The sequence below is a fragment of the Paenibacillus guangzhouensis genome (genome assembly GCF_009363075.1).
Lineage (GTDB): Bacteria > Bacillota > Bacilli > Paenibacillales > Paenibacillaceae > Paenibacillus_K > Paenibacillus_K guangzhouensis.
In genome coordinates this window covers 4,515,545-4,533,979 of the sequence record NZ_CP045293.1, presented here as the reverse complement: position 1 = coordinate 4,533,979, position 18,435 = coordinate 4,515,545, and the positions used below count along the sequence as shown (strand labels likewise).

Sequence of the window (18,435 nt, the reverse complement as noted above, 5' to 3'; positions counted from 1 at the left end):
TTACTTGATACGATGCATTGTAGACCTGGAGTATGAACGGATGATGAACAGTGGATTACAAGTACGGCGTGATACGAAAAAAAGAGACCCGGTCCTGCGGAGTGCAGGTGGGTCTCTTTTGGGTGGGGGGGTGGCGTGGCGTCGGGATCGGCTGCCGAAATAACTGCAAAAAGTCAGTTATTTGGTTCGGACGGGGGGGCGAGATGCCGAAATAACTGCAAAAAGGCAGTTATTTAGCTCGGGTTAGCCGCATTGTGCCGAAATAACTGCCAAAAGGCAGTTAATTAGCTCGCACTGGCCGTGATGCGCCGAAATAACTGCTAAAAGTCAGTTATTTAGCTCGCACTGGCCGTGATGCGCCGAAATAACTGCCCATAGGCAGTTAATTGGCTCGTATTGGCCGCGATGCGTCGAAATAACTGCCCAAAGTCAGTTAATTGGCTCGTATTAGTCGCGATGCGCCGAAATAACTGCCAAAAGACAGTTAATTGGCTCGAACTGGCTGCGACCCGCCGAAATAACTGCAAAAAAGCAGTTAATTGTCTCGGATTAGTCGCGATGCACCGAAATAACTGCAAAAAGTCAGTTAATTGTCTCGGATTAGTCGAGATGCGCCGAAATAACTGCCAAAAAGCAGTTAATTGGCTCGGCTTAACCGCGATGCGTCGAAATAACTGCCAAAAGTCAGTTAATTGGCTCGTATTAGCCGCGATGCGCCGAAATAACTGCCCAAAAGCAGTTAATTGGCTCGTATTAGCCGCGATGCGCCGAAATAACTGCAAAAAAGCAGTTAAATGGCTCGAGTCGGCTGCGATGCGCTGAAATAACTGCAAAAAGTCAGTTAATTGTCTCGGATTAGTCGCGATGCACCGAAATAACTGCCCCAAAGCAGTTATTCCGATCACACCACCCAGCCCGCAGCTCACAGCAACTCGCCTGCCGCCACACCGCCTCCGCAGTGGCGAAGGCGGTTGCGCGAGCCTGCTCACCCCACGGGCAACCGCACCGTGAACTCGGTGCCCTCGCCCAAGCGGCTCGCGACCTCGATGCGCCCGCCGTGCAGCGTGGTGACCTTTCTCGCGATGGACAGCCCGAGGCCGCTGCCGCCCTGCGCCCGAGTGCGCGTCTTGTCCGCTTTGTAGAAGCGGTCGAAGATATGCGCAAGCTCGTCCTCCGGGATGCCGATGCCGGAGTCAGCGATCCGCACGACAGCGAGCCTAGCCTCCGCTGCCAGGGTGACCCGCAGCATGCCCCCAGGGTTCGTGAACTTGATCGCGTTCGTGATCAAGTTGTACCACACCTGGTAGAGCAGCTGCTGATCTGCGCTCACGACCACCTCGGCGAGATCGAGATCCAGCTCAAGATCGCGATCGGACCATTGCTGTTCCGTCACGATGAAAATCTGCCGGATCTGCTCATCCAGCCGGAAACTCGAGCGCTTCAGGATATGATCTTCCTTGTCGAGCGTCGCCAAGGTTAACAATTGTTTGCTCAAGGAAGAGAGACGCCGGCTCTCCTCCTCAATGATGCGCAAATACCGCTCCTCTTCCTCTGGGGTCGTCTTCTTCTCCAAGATCGATTGGGCGAAGCCCTGAATCGACGTCAATGGCGATTGAATCTCATGCGAGACGTTCGCGACGAACTCCTGCCGCATGTTATCCAATTGCTTGATCGACCGCGCCATATGCGTGAAGTCCCGCGCCAGATTTCCGATCTCGTCGCGCCGCGTAACGTCGAGCTCCATCCGGTAATCACCGCCGACAATGCGATGCGTCGCATCGGTCAGCTTCTTGATCGGCTTGACGATGAAGCGCGACAGGACGACGATCAAGATGATGCTGAACAAGAACGAGAAGCCGATCAGCAGAGCGAGGATGATCCGCACTTCGCCGATCTGCTGCTCCATGTTCGGACGAATGAAGAGGGCATAAGGCTCGCCATGAACTTGCACAGGCAGACCGACGCTGTTGCGCAGGCTGTTTTCGAATAGACTATTGATCTTGAGCCATTGGGATTCCTGCTTGATGCCGTTATAGACACCGCCTTGCAGGACATGCTTGATATGTTCGCCATTGAACTGTTTGTGTTTGAAGGGAGTGCCATAATAGGTTCCGTTCAAGTCACTGTCGACGGCATAAATCTGATATCCAAGGTTCGCGATATGCGTCAGATAGCTGCCAAGTTCCATGTCCGGATTCTGCACGTAGAGGGAGCGAATGTCCTCCCCGATGCTCATTATTTTTTTCTCGTTCGAATCTCGAATATGTCCAAGATAATAGAAGTTCGTGACAATGAGGGCAAGAATTCCTCCTAAGAACGTAATCAGCAGGAAGATCATCACGATGCGAACGTATAGGGTTCTCACGTCTCGGTCACCTCGAGCTTGTACCCTAGCCCACGAACGGTCGTAATAATGAAGTCTTCCGGTCTGTCATGGAACCGTTCGCGGAGACGTTTGATATGGACATCGATCGTACGGCTGTCCCCTTCATAATCGGATCCCCAGATCGCTTGCAGCAATTGCTCCCGTGTGAAGATCCGCCCAGGGTTGCTTGCGAGATGCGACAGCAGCTCGAATTCCTTGAGCGGCAGCACAAGTGTGTCCCCGCCCGCATGAATCTCATAGCTTCTACGATCAATCAAGGTACGACCGAGCTTAATTGTCTCGGCGGATACCAGTTGATACCGGCGCAGCAGCGCGCGAATCCGGAACAGCAGCTCCTTCGGTTCAAAGGGCTTGACCATATAATCATCCGTGCCGGACAGGAAGCCCTTCTCCTTATCTTCCATTTCACCTTTTGCCGTTAATAGAATGACGGGCAGATCATGGTGCCGCCGAATCTCTTCGCAGAGCTCGAGGCCCGTCTTGCCCGGCATCATCACATCAATCACCGCAAGATGCACTTGTTCGTGCTCCAGAATGTGCATCGCTTGCTCGCCATCTTCCGCTTCATGCGGGACATACCCTTCCTTTTCCAGAATAAAACGCAGCAGCTCGCGGATATGCGGATCATCGTCTGCAACGAGGATATGAATTCTCATCGTGGTTAACTCCTTTCATCCCATGGACCTTTACTGCAGCAATCAGAGCGGCTTAAGCGGTCCGGTTACATTCGATGGATTCCGCTCAGACTTCAACTCTTCATCCGCCGCCTCCACCAGATGCTTCAACATCGCGAGTTTGTTGTCCCAGAACTGCTCATAATACGCGAGCCAATCCTTAAGCTCACGCAGCGGCGCGGCATGCAGACGGTATCTGGTCTCGCGCCCAATCTTGCGCTCCGAGACGAGTCCGGCGCTCTCCAGCACATGCAAATGCTTCGAGACGGCCGTACGGCTCATCGGGAAATTGCTGCTGATCACACTGACAGGCAGCTCCTTCTCTTCCGCGAGCAGATGCAGCAGCTTCCGGCGGGTTGGATCCGCAATTGCTTGAAATATGTCATATTTTGGTGCAGCCGTCATGCCGTACCCTCAACATACGCTTTAAGCCGTGGCAGCACAGCCGAATCCCAGCCTCCATTCATGCGGTCGCGAGCGACGGAGTAAGGAATTCCCGTGTCTGGCGCCACCTTGTCCACCCAACCGCCATGAATCAACGTGAATGCTGTCCGATCTTCAATCGCTCTCAACTCGAACGTGATGACCCAATCTTCACCCCAGCTGAATACCAGCTTGTTCGGTGGATCGATCTCGAGCACTTCACACGGCGACACCGCGTAGGTAGATGTAATCGTGAATTTATGTCCCAGCACCGGTTCGAAATCATTTGGCATGAACCACGCGGCAATGCCTTCCGCACTTGATACCGAATCCCACACTTTTTGAATCGGGGCGTTAAATTCAATTTCTTTTACGATATCCGGGAGTGTCTCCGGTGTATTTGTTGTCATGAGATGTACCTCCTAATATGATGTTTCGATTTGCAACCAAATGGTTTCGTGAAAATTATACGGAACCGTTCCTTGCCATGTCAATGCGCCAACGTACCCTTGCCTCAGAGCACAACAATCGATTATAAGATTCTGAGGTCATTTTCTATTGGATTGTAGTTAAGAGGTACTCGATCTATACGCATATAACCTATCCTTAGGTGCGGGGAAGCCCTCTTGGGACAGGTTATAGCTATCGAGAAAAGAGTTCGTACTTCGCAAAATCGTAAGCTTGATACTCATCATCAGTATGTAGAATTCAACGTATTGGGGACAAGTATTCAAGAGCACGGTTCAAATGTCATTCAAAGATTTAGAGTTTGGTTTGAGCGCGCGAACTTCCTTGTACTAATAACGGATAAAAAAATATATGAAATTGCGACAGAGATCGGATTTCGTAAGTTGGATACATTCTACAAGCGATTCAAAACGTATACGGGCAAGAGTGCCGGAGAGATCCGAGCAGAATCCGGGATGACATAAGGAACGATGGATATATAAAATCACGACATAATATAAGGGCGGATTTCGGTTTGTGTCGCAATATTGAATTGCGGCAGACTACGCCTTCCGTTACAATATTCGGGAAATATGTCCACTGTGGTTGCACTAGATGAACAGACGAAGCATTGGCCGAAAGGGTCTTTCGATAGATTGCATGGTTTTAGCTAGGTTGAAAACGCTTGAATTGGGGATGACATCGCCATCCGCATCGCGGGATTTCGCGCTGAGCGATGCGTACGTTAAATATGCTTCAAAGTCAGGCAGCACAGGGGAATGGAAGCCCGAACACATCGAAATCGCAATGAAAGAGGGATTGTTTTGAGTACAAAAGCTATTTTTTTCTTTGATCCATCATTTCCTAACATCCATGCCGAAGGCATTTCAGTAGAAGCATTAGCTAAATTCGGAACCGTCGTAGGGGCTGAAGGTCTTGCTGCGGCACTACAAGGCGCGGAAGGCGGCTGTTTCGTGAACATGCACGCGCCGTATTTTCCAAAAGCCGCTTGGAACGGTATCATTCAATATTTAAAAAATGGCGGCGGACTTCTTAGTGTCGGCGGGGCGCCTTTCAAACACCCGGTGCGCGAAGAGAACGGCAAGTGGATTGTGGAAGCCGAGCAGACGGGTTACCATCAAGAGCTCTATATTCATGAAGCATTGCAAGTGAGTGCGGATAAAGTGGTGCGCGTCGAGGCTTCGGCGGCATATCCGTTGCTCGCAGATTATGCGGGATTGTTCCCGGTTGAGGATTCGTGGAACCTTGTTCCACATACGACGAAGAATGCGGATTTGCCACTGCAGATGGGTTCGGCAGGTACGATGAGCACGCAGATTACGCCGCTGTTGATCGGCAAAAGTGCAGAGGACCGGGAGCTTAGCGCGCCAGTTGTGTTATGGGAGAACTCGCGAGGAACTTTCGTCGGATCGCGCTGGGTATTCGTGCATGCGCCGCTTCATGCGTCTTTCTGGGCACAAGGCGGTGCGGATGTGCTGGCGAAGCTGGCAGCATTTTGCGGTAAAGGTCTGACGGAAATTTCAATCAAGCCGAACTATGCCAATTATGAAGCGGGAGAGCGTCCGCTCCTTACGCTTCAGACGCAGAACTTGCAGCGCAATGCTGAGGCTGTCGAAGGATGGACATTTGATCTTACCTTAACGCACCAAGATGAAGAAGCGCCTTGTTGGACGCACTGCGTGGAAGCGGAAGCTCGTTGTGAACAGCAGTACGTACGTATTCCGGTGCCAATCGAGATTCGCAGCGGCTTATATCAACTTTGCGCTACAGCGACTTCGGCTAGCGGTGAAGTGCGTGTCCTCCGCCAAGGATTCTGGGGACATGACGCGGCGTTGCTTCGCGAGGGCGAACCGGTCTCTGCGAACCGCGATTATTTCGTGAAGGATGGACGTCCGCTCCCGGTTGTCGGGATGACCTACATGACGTCGGATGTCGCACGTAAATTTTTGTTCTTGCCGAATGTGGATGTGTGGGATCGCGATATGGCTCAGATGAAGAAAGCCGGCATCAATTGGATTCGTACAGGCGTATGGACGGCGTACCGGAACATTATGCAAGTAGACGGCCATGCTTCGGAGGAAGTGCTCCGTGCCATCGATGCGTTTATCTTGACGGCGAAGCGTCATGATCTGCAGCTGACCTTCACGTTCTTCTCCTTCACGCCGGAGACGTGGGAAGGTGTGAATCCGTACCTCGATCCACAGAGCGTCGAGGCGCAGAAGCGTTTCATTCGCGCCATCGTAAGCCGTCATCGGGATACGGTGAATGTCGACTGGGATTTAATCAACGAACCTTCCATGTTCGCACCGGAGAAAATTTTCTCTGCGGGTCCTCGTTCCGCACATGATCCTTATGAGCGTGAGGCATACCGTACCTGGCTGCAAGAACGCCATGGTTCAATTGAACTCTTGCAGGAGCGCTGGAACATGTCGCCGGTACAATTGCCGAGCTTCGATGTCATTCTGCCGCCGGAAGAAGAAGAGATTAACTTCGACGTGCAGAACATGCACCAAGGGAAAAAAGGAACGCGTTGGCTCGATTACTGCTTATTCTCGATGGATATGCATAACCGCTGGGCGAAGGAGCTCACGGATACGATCAAGGACATCGTTCCGAATCATTTGGTCACCGTTGGTCAGGATGAAGCGCTCGGAGCGCAGCGTCCATCGCCATTCTTCTATGAAGAAGCGGTCGATTATACGACGGTCCATTCTTGGTGGTTGAATGATCAATTGGTGTGGGACGGCATCTTCGCGAAGACGGCGAATAAACCGAACATGATTCAAGAGACGGGCATTATGTACGTCGAGACGCCGGATGGACGCGCGAAGCGTTCGGAGTTCGAACTGCGTAGCATTTTGGAACGCAAATATGCGTATGCCTTCTCCACAGGTGGCGCCGGCGCGATTCAATGGATTTGGAATACGAACTTCTATATGGATAACGCGAATGAATCGCATATCGGCGCATTGCGCGCTGATGGGACAGAGAAGCCGGAGGCGGACGTATCTTATGATTTCGGTCAGTTCATGAACGAGAACCGCGACCTGTTCGAAGATCGGAAGCTGGAAGATATCGCGGTGATATTCCCGTATTCGAATGATTTCTCGAATCGGAAGTTTGCATTCGACGCAACGACGCGTATTACGCGCGTCATGAATTACAGCCTGAAATGGCCGTTCCGCGGTACGTCGGAATACCACCTCGAAGATTTGCGCGTCAATCCGGCGAAGCTGATCGTTCTGCCGAGCGCGCATAACATCGACGATAAGGCGATGGAACAGCTTGTCGAGATCGTAAAGGAGACGGGCGCAACCTTGCTCATCACCGGTCCGGTCGGCATCGGAGCCTACTGGCAGACATCGAACCGCTTGAACGACGTTTTTGGCGAGCGGAAGCTTGGCAATGTACGCCGGGAAGAGATGCTGTTGATCGGCGACAAGCGTTACCGGGTATCCTTCGGTCAACGCCGCATTGCGCAGCTGGCGAAGGAAGTGCCTGCAGTGCAGCAGGCATCGGATGGGGATGCAATCGTGGAAGTGATGGTTGGCCAAGGACGGATTATATGGAGTCCGCTTGCCGTCGAGCTCAATGAACGGGATGAAGTCATTGAAGCGTTGTACCGCTATGCAGCGGGTCAAGCAGGCGTGAGCCCAGTCATGGATTGGCTTACAGGTAGCGAACTGCCAGGGGTATATGGCCAGAAGCTGGCGTTCAAGAACGGCAACGTGTATATTTTCGTATCCGAATATGCATGGGATGCGCCAGTGGAGATCAAGGATCCGGTATCGGGCATGACCTATCGATTCACACTCCCTGCGGAGCGCTCGATTCTATTCGCAACGGATCAAGCAGGCCAGCTCGTATCGACTTATCGTCCGCAAGAAGTGAACATTGAAGTGAAAGGAAGAGAATAAGCGATGGAACAACGTAGAACAGCACATATTATTTCGCATACGCACTGGGATCGGGAATGGTATCTCCCTTACGAGAAGCATCATGTACGCCTTGTTGAACTGGTAGACGCACTGCTCGACAAGCTGGATCAAGATCCGGAGTTCAAGAGCTTCTGCTTCGACGGGCAGACGATTATCCTCGAAGACTATTTACAGGTTCGTCCCGGACAGCGCGAGCGTCTGACAAAATACATCCAAGAAGGCCGAATTATTATCGGCCCTTGGTACATTCTTCAGGATGCGTTCCTGACGAGCGGCGAAGCGAACGTACGCAATATGCAGGTCGGCCATGAGGACTCGAAGCGGTTCGGCGAACCTGCCAAAATCGGTTATTTCCCCGATACGTTCGGTCTTGTCGGACAGACGCCGCAGTTAATGCAGCAATCTGGCATTACGAACGCATTCTTCGGCCGCGGTGTGAAGCCGACAGGCTTCAACAATACGGTATCGGACGGGGGTTATGAGTCCTCGTTCTCCGAGCTGACGTGGGAAGGACCGGATGGTTCGAAGGTGCTCGGAATTCTGTTCGCGAACTGGTATTCGAACGGGAACGAAGTGCCGACGGATAAAGAAGAAGCAAAGAAATTCTGGGATCGCAAACTTGCGGATGCGGAGAAATATGCATCGACGCGGGAACTGCTCTTCATGAACGGCTGCGATCATCAACCGATTCAGCTGGATGTGCCGGAAGCGATTCGTGTGGCGAAGGAGCTCTATCCGGATACGGAATTCGTTCATTCGAATTTCATCGATTATCTCGCAGCGGTCGAAGGTGCGATGGAGAAGGAACTATCTTCAGTGCGCGGCGAGCTGCGCAGCCAGCGGACGGATGGATGGGGCACACTCGTGAATACGGCGTCCGCACGCGTCTACTTGAAGCAGATGAACCAGACAGGACAGATGCTATTGGAAAAAGTGGCGGAGCCGCTCGCGACGTTCGCGGATCTGCTCGGCCGTCCTTATCCGCATGATCTGCTCACGTATGCATGGAAGACGCTCATGCAGAACCATCCGCATGACAGCATCTGCGGATGCAGCGTGGACGAGGTGCATCGCGAGATGGTGACGCGCTTCGATAAGAGCCGTCATGTCGCGGAATCGATCGTAGATGCCAGCGCACGCACGATTGCGGACGCTATTGATACAACGGGCTTCAGCGCACATGGCGAAGAGCCGCTGCCGCTGGTCGTGTTCAATACAACAGGTTGGAGCCGCACGGGTGTCGTGTCGGTCGAGCTGGAAGTGGCGAAGATCTATGAACGCGATGTGCTGTCCGCGAAGGAGAGAACGGAACGCATGAAAGCCGTGAGTTTAGCAGGACGCGTGCTCGTGGACACGGAAGGCAACGCGATTCCTTGTACGGTAGAGGATCTGGGTGTGGTCTTCGACTATGATCTGCCGAACGATAAATTCCGTCAACCATTCTTGACGCGTAAAGTTCGATTGACGTTCGAAGCTGAGGGCATTCCTGCGATGGGGCTTAAGACGTATGCGTGGGTGAAACGCGATGAAGAGGCGTCGCAATTGAGTTCGCTTGTAACGGGTGAACGCAGCATGGCGAATCATCTGCTGCAAGTTGAGATCACGGGAGACGGCTCCTTCGCGCTTACGGATAAGCGGACAGGACGCGTATTTACTGATCTTGGCGTGTATGAGAGTACGGGCGATATCGGCAATGAATATATGTACAAGCAGCCGGATGGCGAACAAGCGTTAACGACGAGAGGACTTCCTGCGCAGATTCGCGTGCTGGAGGATTCCGCGTACCGCGCTTCGTTCGAGATCGTCCATGCTTGGGAAATCCCGGCATCGGCCGAGGAACTGCTCGAGATCGAGCAGCGCGAGTTGGTTGGCTGGTCCGTGCGCAAGGCGCAGCGTTCGACGAAAATGGTGCCATTCACTATTCGTACAGTGCTGACGCTGGATCGTCACGGTCGTGGCTTACAGATCGAGACGTCGTATAACAATCAAGCGAAGGATCATCGTCTTCGCGCTTTGTTCCCGACGAACGTAACGGCGAGCGTGCATGACGTTGACTCGATGTTCGAGATTGCGAAGCGTTCGATCGAGCCTGCACCGGAGTGGACGAACCCGAGCAATGCGCAGCACCAGCAAGCTTTCGTCGACGTGAGCGAAGCGGGAGCAGGTCTGACGGTAGCGAACTTCGGATTGAACGAATACGAAGTACTCCGCGATGGACGCAATACGATTGCCGTGACGCTGCTTCGCAGCGTTGGCGAACTCGGCGACTGGGGCTACTTCCCGACGCCGGAAGCGCAGTGCATTGGCGAACATACGGTGCGCATGGAAGTCATCCCACATGACGGTGACGGCATCGCATCTGGCGCCTATGCGGAAGCATATCAGTTCCAAGTGCCTTGGACGGCTTGCCAGACGGGCGTGCAAGCGGGGCGCGTGAGCGCGGTATGCGCACCGTTCAGCTGGGAATCACCGGCTGCGGCATTCTCCTCCTTGAAGATGAATCCGGAGACGGGCGATATGATGCTGCGTTGGTACAACATGAGCGAGCAGCCGGTTGATATGGCGCTGCAGGCGTCGATTGGGACGGCGCAGCTGTACAAGACGACGATCTTGGAGCAGCCTGCGGAGCCGTTCGCAAGCGATGCAACGGACGGCGTAACGCTGCCGCTTGGGCCATGCGAGATCGTGACGATTGGCGTGAAGCCGGCGCGTGCGTAATGGATTGGCGTTTGGTATAAGCTGAGATATAGAGCCGCCCAACGTTCTGCGAAGAACGTTGGGCGGCTCATTGCGTTTTTGCAGTTAATTCGCTGGATCGGTTGCGTTCCGACTACAATAACTGCAAAAATGCAGTTAATTCACTCGATCGGCCACGCTAGCATCTAAATTAACTGCAAAAAAGCAGTTATTCCGCTCGATAGGCCGCGTTCCGACTAAATTAACTGCAAAAAAGCAGTTAATTAGCTCGGTTGGGCGCGAGTCGGCTTCGATTAACTGCAAAAAAGCAGTTAATTCACTCGATCGGTCACACTAGCGTCTAAATTAACTGCAAAAAAGCAGTTATTTTGCTCGGCAAGTCATGTTTCCGCTAAATTAACTGCAAAAAAACAGTTATTTGCTCGTCCGGTCGCATCACGATGACTATGAACTGCTTTAATACAGTTTATCCCATCAGGCCGTCGTCTTGGCTGCCGCACCGGAGGAACGCTACCGCCAGATCGATAGATCAGGCCGCCAAGATGCCTCCAGCCGGAATTGTACCATCCGCGCGTGCTCGCATGACGCGATTCAAGGGCGGGGGCGCGCGATGCGGATCACTGGATACGATGCTTCGTATCGTCTTGCACGAGTGAGGATATAAGTTACTACCCAACCTACAGTCATGACGTAGAAGACCGTTATACTGGATTTCATCCAGCATAGCGGTCTTCTTTTCTATGTTTTGCGAGCTATAGTGGATATTTGCAGGGTAGAAGCGAGTTTTGCTGCATGATCAGCCTCGTATGTCTAAAGTTACTGTAAAAATCCAACATAGCCCGCATCCCGTGGTATTTTCGTGTCAAGTTCCTGCAATGATCCAGGATAGCCACGCTGCCATGCCGTGATCACGTAGAACGACTAATATGTCCCACGCCTCTATGACCTGATGCCCCGATGTGCCACAAGGCTAAGTCACGAGCAGTACTACAATATCGCTTCGGCTTCAGCCTTTATTTAGCACAACAAAAAAGGGAGAGCGCCGCCCAATCACGGGTGCGTTCTCCCTTTTCCTATTTCACCTGATCAATCGTCAGACTGACCTTATAATTCGCGAATTCCAGCAGCTGTTCGAGAAATGCGCTTAGCGCAGAAGGCGAGCCAACGCGGATGCGCATCCAATAGCAGCCTTCGCCGCTAACGCGATGAGCCTCGACGATCTCGTCAGAGCTGTCGACGAAGGCGCGGAAGCGTTGATGCGCCGTATGCGAGGTGAGGAACACGGTGACGAGCGCTTGCACGGCTTGGCCGAGCTTCTCCGGGTTCCATCTTACCGTATAGCCTTCGATGACGCCGATATCCTGCAGCTTGCGCACGCGCGCACCGACCGCTTGCCCGGTAAGGTGGACGCTCTGGCCGATTTCTTTGTGCGACCGGTTCGCATCCTCGATTAATAATTGCAATATGTCCAAATCCACCGCGTCGATCGTAACATCATTCATGTGCGAAACCTCCTTAGCAGCCTAATGGGACCCCATGCTGTACCGAAATGCTTACATTGTGAAAGGAAAACACGTTGATTGCTTTCACCTGATTATTCCCTGCGGTCCGTGACTCTGTGTATCATTGTAACAGGAAGATAAGGAGGTTGTAAGAATGAAAATCCAATTAATCAGAAACGCGACATTATGGCTGGAATATGCAGGCGTCAAGATCCTGGTAGATCCGATGTTTAGTGATGCGGAAGCGAATCCGCCGATTATCAACTCCAATAATGACCGTAGAAATCCGCTCGTACCGCTGCCAGCAGACGCAGCCGTATGGGCTCAACCGGACTTGATGCTCGTCTCGCATCTGCATCAGGACCATTTCGACGAAGCAGCGATTGCGCGTCTACCGAAGACAACTCCGGTGGTATGCCAGCCGGGCAACGAGGAGCAGCTTCATGGGCATGGCTTCACGGATGTCACGTCCATTGAATCAACGATCTCAACCAATGGGATCACGATTCACCGTACCCAGGGTCAACATGGTACCGGGGAAATCGGACAATGGATGGGCCAAGTATCCGGCTTCGTCCTGCAAGCGGCGAATGAACCAACGTTATATATTGCAGGCGATACAATCTGGTGCGACGATGTCGTGCAAGCGCTGGATGCGTATCATCCCGATGTCACGGTCGTGAACGCCGGCGGCGCTCAGTTCGTGATGGGCGATCCAATCACGATGGATGCAGCGGATGTCATCGCCGTGTGCGAGCACGCCCCGTATACGCAGGTCGTTGCCGTGCACATGGACGCGATCAATCACTGCCATGTGACACGTGACAAGCTACGCGATGCCCTCGACGCATCAGGGAAGTCTTACAACGTGCGGATTCCGGAAGACGGAGAGTGGGTCTAACCCGCGAACCATGATTTGCGATCTATGGCCCACGATTTACGATCCAGGATCCATCCGCCGCGATTTCCAGTCACGACAGAAATCATTCCCCTTGATCACATACGCTCTGGCGTCGGCAGCCCGAGCGTATTTAGTGCGTCGCCAAGCGTCTCGTGGAACCTCGAAGTCAACCAGACTCGGAACGCCTTCGAAGCGTCGTCGCCCTTCAGAATCGGGCAGGCGCCGTAGAAGTTGTTGAATAGCGTCGCAAGCTCATGGGCGTACGTGCAGATGAGGCTCGGCGATAATTCCTCCACAGCGGCATGCAGTGTATCCGGCCATAACGCGAGCTGTCTGAGCAGCGCATATTCTGCGCGGTGCAGGTCAGGGAACGCTGCAGGAAGCTGCGGCGTGATGCCATGCTCTGCCGAAGCGCGATGCATGAGCGTACTGGCTCTCGCGTAGGCATACAACAGGTAGACCCCGGTATTGCCTGAGATTTCGGTCGCCTGCTGCAGGTCGAAGACGACTTCGGTCTGCAGATTGAACCGCAGCAGATAGTAGCGGATCGAAGCGGCGGCGATCAACCGGCTGGACAAGCCGTCCGGGTTCGACCGGTTGTCTGCGATCACTTGCTCCATCAGATCGAGCAGTCGCGAGATTTTGATGCCGATGCCTTGGCGGCCGGACATGGCGTAGGCACTCTTGCCGTCCGACGTATCGATGCCGAGGTCCGCCGCCGAACGTGGACTAAGCGAGACGACGCCATAGCTGATGTGACGGAGCTGATCTGCTTGGTCTTGGAAGCCGAGTACCTCCAGCGCCTGCTTCACCATCATCTGCGGATACGCTTGGCGAGCATCGATGACGTTGATCACGGTATCGGCATGCCCAAACGCGTCGGCCACAGGGGCGCCAAGGCTGGCGGCTGTGGTCGTATAGAGTCCGTCCGCGAACCGCTTGTAACCGAAATCTTTGCCCAGCAAGCCGAACTTCCAGAGATGGTAGGCAATATCTTTGGCCGTATAGGTCAAGATGCCGTTCGACCGTACTAGCACCTTATCCAGCTGATGCTCATGATCCCCTTCGAGCTGATCCGCGTCCCCCTGTGCCTCATGATTCGTATCCCCTTGCTTCAACACCCAGCATCCCGCTAGCTTGCCAGCCGTCTCCTGCTTGAATTGCGGTGTCTGCTGCAGCAGTTGAAAGGCCGCATCCCAGAAGCCCTCCCGTACAATATTGCTCTCCCAGACGAGTAGGTGATAACCGATGCCGAACTGCTCCATCTCCTCCAGCTGCTCACGCACAATGCGCTCAGCTACCAGCATACCCATCCAAGCGGTATTATTATGGCCTTCCTCCAAAGCGTGAAGGACGGTGGAACGCTCTTGTTCTAAGTCAGGGCGAACCTTGTATTCGCGGTGCAGCGAGGAATAGACATCCCAGCAGAAATCCCCGAATCGCGCATGCTCGTTCTTCAGCGGCGTATGCAGCATCCCGACGACCGTATCGGCGAGCTGATTGCCGAGGTCATCGATGTAATTGTGTACCTCGACTTGCACGCCCGCGCGGTTAAGCAGACGGACGATACTGTCGCCTATGCAGGCATTGCGCAAATGCCCGATATGGGCTGATTTGTTCGGATTGATCGACGTATGCTCGACAATCGCCTTTTGTGCCCTGCGTTGCTCCAACTGCCAGTCCCGACTCGCCCACACGCTCCAATCGATGAAGAGGTTGATGAATCCTGGCGGCGCGACCTCGATTTTCTCGACGAGCTGTTCCAGCTTACCTTCCTGCTCGAGCTGAGCAGCAATCTCCGAAGCCAAGATCATCGGCGATTTGCGCAGCACTTTGGCGAGTTGCATCGCGATATTCGTGGAATAATCGCCGTGTTCCATATGAGAAGGCTGCTCGATCCGAACGGCAGCTTGCGGTTTGCCTCCTTCTTCGGAATTGAGAGACAGCTGATACAGACGTGTGATGGCTTGCTCGATATGTGTGATGATGAAAGTTTGTAATCTCATACGAAATTCCTCCCTAGACATAGAAAAAGCCCCCGTCTCAATGAAGAGACGAAGGCTGTTGCTTCGCGGTACCACTCTTGTTGTTAGACAAGTCATGTCTAACCCCTCTAACCGATAACGGACGGCGCCGAATCTCCCTACTGTGAACGGCTGCAGCGCGCTTGTTCGGAAGATTTTCTCCCGGGTCCGGTTCACCCATGCTGTCGTACCGGCTCCCACTGCCCCGGCTCGCTTGGACGCATCACATGAATTACTCTCCCGATCAACGAAAATGAATTTATTTATTGTGAATCACTATACAAAATCTGATGAATAATTGCAAGCGGCGAATGAAGGGGGACGAGGTACGATACAGAACCGCTTGATTAAATATACACTTTTCTATACATTTAGAAGATAAAAATACCTATACACATGGGGGATTGGAAAGGAGCGGAGGGGTGTGGCATTGGATTATCGCTTGCGCGTAAGTTTTACGCCTTTGCATGAATTTATTAGCAGTCTGCATACTTATTTATGCCGCAAGTCCTATAAGAAAATCGATTTATCGATGGATTGGGTGGAGACGACGCAGGAGCGATTATCGCCTGAACTCCGAGATATGCTGGGTAATACCGAGGTGAATGGCGATTGGAGATTTATCTATTTGCTGGCCCTCGTCTGTCCGGATTCGACGTCTCCGGAAGAGCTCGTGGCGTGGATTGAGGGGCATTCCGTAGGCGAACTCTACGAACTGCTGTCGCAATATGGCAATGAATTCCCAGCTCAGATGGAGGCATTCCGTACGCATGCCGTTCAGCTGTTGACCGCATGGAACGAAGAGTATTTCCGTCAGCTGGACCCCGAGATTATTCAGTTGCTCCATGCAGAAGCGACAAGACGGACGGAGATGTTGACGCAGCTGTCGCCGGAGGATTTCGTTGACGATACGACGAACGGCATGCTGTTCACCCCCATCCCGGGTCTTGAAGAATTGATACTTGTCCCGCAATATCATTTTCAACCATTGAATGTCATTTGGCACTTTGGCAAAGTAACGCTTTGCCACTATGCGGCGAGGGTGTACGTGGATGAGCCGGGTGAGCTCTCTCCGCACCATTATCGGATTCTTCGAACCATTGGCGAGAAGAGCCGCATGAAGATTTTACGCTATTTGCACAATGGACCGCAGCCGTTTACCGAAATTGTTCGTCATCTGAAAATTTCCAAAGGAATTACCCACGATCATATTGGCAAGCTGCGCAGTGCTGGATTCATCCATGCCCATATTGAAGGTGAGGTTACGACGCACTATAGTCTTCGGCTTAAGGCGATTAGGCAAATTGACGAGATTTTGTATCGCTATATCGCAACGATATCGCAATAAGATAGCACAGCCTGCCTTGCTAACTTTTCTGAATAGAGCACGCCATGATGTTTCACTTAGACGCTTCCCGTCCTTGTCAGGACGCCGGAGGCGTTTTTTTTTTGTTTAGTTGAAGACTCACTTCTGTTCTTCTGATTGAGATCTTTAATACATATTCTTTTTATACAAAACTTTTTTTGGGTTCTCTCTTTACAGAACACGTTTTGATTCTTATAATAAAACCAATCAAACCTAATTCATACCTTTCGGGTCGGAATTTAATGTGTAATTCAATTTATTGGAAACGGGGAGACATGTTATGAGAAAGGGTTTATTTTCAGTACTAACGGTTATCATTAGCGGGGCACTCTTACTGTCGGCTTGCTCTTCACCTGCTTCGACGCCTGCGGCGGACAGCGGCAAGACCGAAGCGGGAGCGACAACTTCCGAACAGACTCCAACACCGGCAGCCGGCGGCATTACGAGTTTGGTCAAAGCGACAGATCTAGCGAAGCTTCCTGAGAATGCGAAGAAACGTACGGATACGATTATCGTCGGTTTAACGGATCCGAGCGGAGCATTCACGCCATTTTTCCATCAGAGCGGCTATGACGGCAACGTCTCTTCGGTCCTCTACTCCTCGCTCGTCAAAGTCGATGAGAAAGGTCTTCCGATCCCTGGCCTTGCAGAGAAATGGGACATCTCGGACGATCAATTAACGTATACATATCACCTTCGCAAAGATTTGAAATTTAGCGACGGATCGCCGCTTACGGCGGATGATGTGGCATTCACTTGGACGATTCTGCACGACAAAGCCTATGACGGCCAATACGATATCCTATCGACGAATATTAAGGGCGGCAAAGCGTACAAAGAAGGCAAAGCCTCTTCGATCGAAGGGATCAAGATTATCGACCCACTTACCATTTCGGTCACGCTCGAGAAGGTCAATGCAACGGCGCTTACCGTGCTTGGAACAGATGTCTTGTCCAAAGCTTATTACGGCAAAGACTACAAGTTCGGCCAACTGGATTACATCAAGAACTTACATGCGAAGCCGCTCGGCAATGGACCTTACAAGCTGGATAAATTTATTCCTGGTCAGGAAGTACGCTTTGTAGCGAATGAGAATTACTATGCAGGTAAGCCGAAGACTGAACATTTCATCTACAAAACAACGGAAGGCGACGCGTTCCAATTCATTGAGACAGGGGAGCAGGACTACGGCAGCTTCCAAGCGACTACGGACAATATTGACCGTCTGCAAAAGCTGGGCTTCTTGAACTTAGAGCCGTATACCGCGAGCAACTATGGGTATCTTCAATTCAATATGGAGCATGAAGCACTCAAGGATAAGCTTGTTCGTCAAGCATTAACCTATGGTCTCGACCGCCAGACCATCTATGTGGATTCGAACCAAGGAGCCGCGACCATCGCGAACATCCCGACGCAGCAGAGCTCATGGGCTTATACCGAAGAAGGTATCAACCCGTACAAGTATGATCCAGAGAAAGCAAAGCAATTGCTGGATGAAGCAGGCTGGAAGGAAGGAACGGACGGTATCCGCGAGAAAGACGGCAAGAAGTTGAGTATCCACTTCATTGGTTCCAAGAAGAAAGGTACGGATATTTTCATCGCCGTGGCCAAAGAAAACTATGCAGCGATCGGTGTTCAACTTGAAGCAGAACAATTCGCGGACTTCAATGCACAGATTGCGAAGTTCGAGAGCGGGGATTACGATCTTGTCTCCTTCTCTACATCGATTCTAGGTGACCCATCGGAAGGCGTGATGTCCTTCGTCGATGGTGAAGTGAAGGGGTACGACAATCCGAAGGTCAAAGAGCTCTATACGAAAGGACTTGCAACAACTGACATCGAGGAGCGCAAAGCGATCTATAAAGAGTTGTATCAAGTCATCAATGAAGACGCTCCGTACATCTTCACGAGCTACAGTAAATTGATCCTGGCGTACAACGGCCGTATTGAGAATATCAAAATCAATCCATCGCAAGGCATCTCGGCGAGTTTGCCGGAATGGACTTTGAAATAATACAACCTCTTCCGTCCCTTGTCGTGCAGACAGGGGATGGAC

14 protein-coding genes and 1 other annotated feature are annotated in these 18,435 nt (G+C 52.3%); of the genes, 7 read left to right on the top strand and 7 right to left on the bottom strand.

Features of this window, described 5'->3' with window-relative positions; genetic code table 11:
* Positions 1 to 335: 335 nt before the first annotated feature.
* From GCU39_RS31620 to GCU39_RS20370, 5 genes are all read right to left on the bottom strand, one after another.
* Positions 336 to 578: a hypothetical protein gene (locus GCU39_RS31620; protein WP_193726567.1), complete on the bottom strand. Its 243-nt coding sequence runs from the start codon at positions 576 to 578 to the stop codon at positions 336 to 338.
* Between the two features lie 407 nt (positions 579 to 985).
* On the bottom strand, positions 986 to 2,365 hold the full coding sequence (locus GCU39_RS20385; protein ID WP_152395195.1) for a sensor histidine kinase: 1,380 nt from the start codon (positions 2,363 to 2,365) through the stop codon (positions 986 to 988).
* Entirely contained in the window at positions 2,362 to 3,042 is a 681-nt protein-coding gene (locus tag GCU39_RS20380) for a response regulator transcription factor (protein WP_152395194.1), read from the bottom strand. Before GCU39_RS20380 ends, GCU39_RS20385 begins: the two co-directional genes overlap by 4 nt.
* A gap of 42 nt (positions 3,043 to 3,084) precedes the next feature.
* The gene (locus GCU39_RS20375) at positions 3,085 to 3,465 is read right to left on the bottom strand and encodes an ArsR/SmtB family transcription factor (RefSeq protein ID WP_152395193.1); all 381 of its coding nucleotides are present in this window, start codon (positions 3,463 to 3,465) and stop codon (positions 3,085 to 3,087) included.
* A complete protein-coding gene (locus tag GCU39_RS20370; RefSeq protein ID WP_152395192.1) occupies positions 3,462 to 3,893 on the bottom strand; it encodes an SRPBCC family protein in 432 nt (143 codons plus the stop codon). The genes GCU39_RS20375 and GCU39_RS20370 overlap by 4 nt, the downstream gene beginning before the upstream one ends.
* A gap of 306 nt (positions 3,894 to 4,199) precedes the next feature.
* On the opposite strand from GCU39_RS20370, the gene GCU39_RS20365 reads away from it, so the two are divergent.
* The 4 genes from GCU39_RS20365 to GCU39_RS20355 all read left to right on the top strand — a co-directional run bounded on the left by GCU39_RS20365 (position 4,200) and on the right by GCU39_RS20355 (position 10,607).
* The gene (locus tag GCU39_RS20365) at positions 4,200 to 4,415 is read left to right on the top strand and encodes a helix-turn-helix transcriptional regulator (RefSeq protein WP_152395191.1); all 216 of its coding nucleotides are present in this window, start codon (positions 4,200 to 4,202) and stop codon (positions 4,413 to 4,415) included.
* A 175-nt stretch (positions 4,416 to 4,590) separates the two neighbouring features.
* A complete protein-coding gene (locus GCU39_RS31615) occupies positions 4,591 to 4,758 on the top strand; it encodes a hypothetical protein (protein ID WP_193726566.1) in 168 nt (55 codons plus the stop codon).
* Positions 4,755 to 7,868 (top strand): beta-galactosidase, encoded by a 3,114-nt coding sequence (locus GCU39_RS20360; protein WP_152395190.1) that lies wholly within the window; start codon positions 4,755 to 4,757, stop codon positions 7,866 to 7,868. The genes GCU39_RS31615 and GCU39_RS20360 overlap by 4 nt, the downstream gene beginning before the upstream one ends.
* 3 nt (positions 7,869 to 7,871) lie before the next feature.
* Positions 7,872 to 10,607, top strand: coding sequence for an alpha-mannosidase (locus GCU39_RS20355; RefSeq protein WP_152395189.1), 2,736 nt, complete (start codon positions 7,872 to 7,874; stop codon positions 10,605 to 10,607).
* A gap of 1,052 nt (positions 10,608 to 11,659) precedes the next feature.
* Here GCU39_RS20355 and GCU39_RS20350 read toward each other — a convergent pair.
* On the bottom strand, positions 11,660 to 12,088 hold the full coding sequence (locus GCU39_RS20350) for an Lrp/AsnC family transcriptional regulator (RefSeq protein ID WP_152395188.1): 429 nt from the start codon (positions 12,086 to 12,088) through the stop codon (positions 11,660 to 11,662).
* Between the two features lie 154 nt (positions 12,089 to 12,242).
* On the opposite strand from GCU39_RS20350, the gene GCU39_RS20345 reads away from it, so the two are divergent.
* Positions 12,243 to 12,989, top strand: a complete 747-nt coding sequence (locus tag GCU39_RS20345) for an MBL fold metallo-hydrolase (protein ID WP_152395187.1) — start codon at positions 12,243 to 12,245, stop codon at positions 12,987 to 12,989.
* A 95-nt stretch (positions 12,990 to 13,084) separates the two neighbouring features.
* Here the strand turns inward: GCU39_RS20345 and GCU39_RS20340 are convergent, their stop codons facing one another.
* The gene (locus GCU39_RS20340) at positions 13,085 to 14,995 is read right to left on the bottom strand and encodes an arginine--tRNA ligase (protein ID WP_152395186.1); all 1,911 of its coding nucleotides are present in this window, start codon (positions 14,993 to 14,995) and stop codon (positions 13,085 to 13,087) included.
* 41 nt (positions 14,996 to 15,036) lie between these two features.
* Positions 15,037 to 15,270, bottom strand: a binding site (T-box leader).
* Between the two features lie 167 nt (positions 15,271 to 15,437).
* Here GCU39_RS20340 and GCU39_RS20335 point away from each other — a divergent pair.
* Positions 15,438 to 16,361 (top strand): ArsR/SmtB family transcription factor, encoded by a 924-nt coding sequence (locus GCU39_RS20335; protein WP_152395185.1) that lies wholly within the window; start codon positions 15,438 to 15,440, stop codon positions 16,359 to 16,361.
* 298 nt (positions 16,362 to 16,659) lie between these two features.
* Positions 16,660 to 18,393: an ABC transporter substrate-binding protein gene (locus GCU39_RS20330; protein WP_152395184.1), complete on the top strand. Its 1,734-nt coding sequence runs from the start codon at positions 16,660 to 16,662 to the stop codon at positions 18,391 to 18,393.
* Positions 18,394 to 18,435 lie beyond the last annotated feature (42 nt).

What these genes read in the sequence shown, in the direction of transcription:
- GCU39_RS20380 (WP_152395194.1), bottom strand. Translation starts at nt 3,042, where the DNA reads ATGAGAATTCATATCCTCGTTGCAGACGATGATCCGCATATCCGCGAG.
- GCU39_RS20375 (WP_152395193.1), bottom strand. Translation starts at nt 3,465, where the DNA reads ATGACGGCTGCACCAAAATATGACATATTTCAAGCAATTGCGGATCCA.
- GCU39_RS20370 (WP_152395192.1), bottom strand. Translation starts at nt 3,893, where the DNA reads ATGACAACAAATACACCGGAGACACTCCCGGATATCGTAAAAGAAATT.
- GCU39_RS31615 (WP_193726566.1), top strand. Translation starts at nt 4,591, where the DNA reads ATGGTTTTAGCTAGGTTGAAAACGCTTGAATTGGGGATGACATCGCCA.
- GCU39_RS20355 (WP_152395189.1), top strand. Translation starts at nt 7,872, where the DNA reads ATGGAACAACGTAGAACAGCACATATTATTTCGCATACGCACTGGGAT.
- GCU39_RS20350 (WP_152395188.1), bottom strand. Translation starts at nt 12,088, where the DNA reads ATGAATGATGTTACGATCGACGCGGTGGATTTGGACATATTGCAATTA.
- GCU39_RS20345 (WP_152395187.1), top strand. Translation starts at nt 12,243, where the DNA reads ATGAAAATCCAATTAATCAGAAACGCGACATTATGGCTGGAATATGCA.
- GCU39_RS20340 (WP_152395186.1), bottom strand. Translation starts at nt 14,995, where the DNA reads ATGAGATTACAAACTTTCATCATCACACATATCGAGCAAGCCATCACA.
- GCU39_RS20330 (WP_152395184.1), top strand. Translation starts at nt 16,660, where the DNA reads ATGAGAAAGGGTTTATTTTCAGTACTAACGGTTATCATTAGCGGGGCA.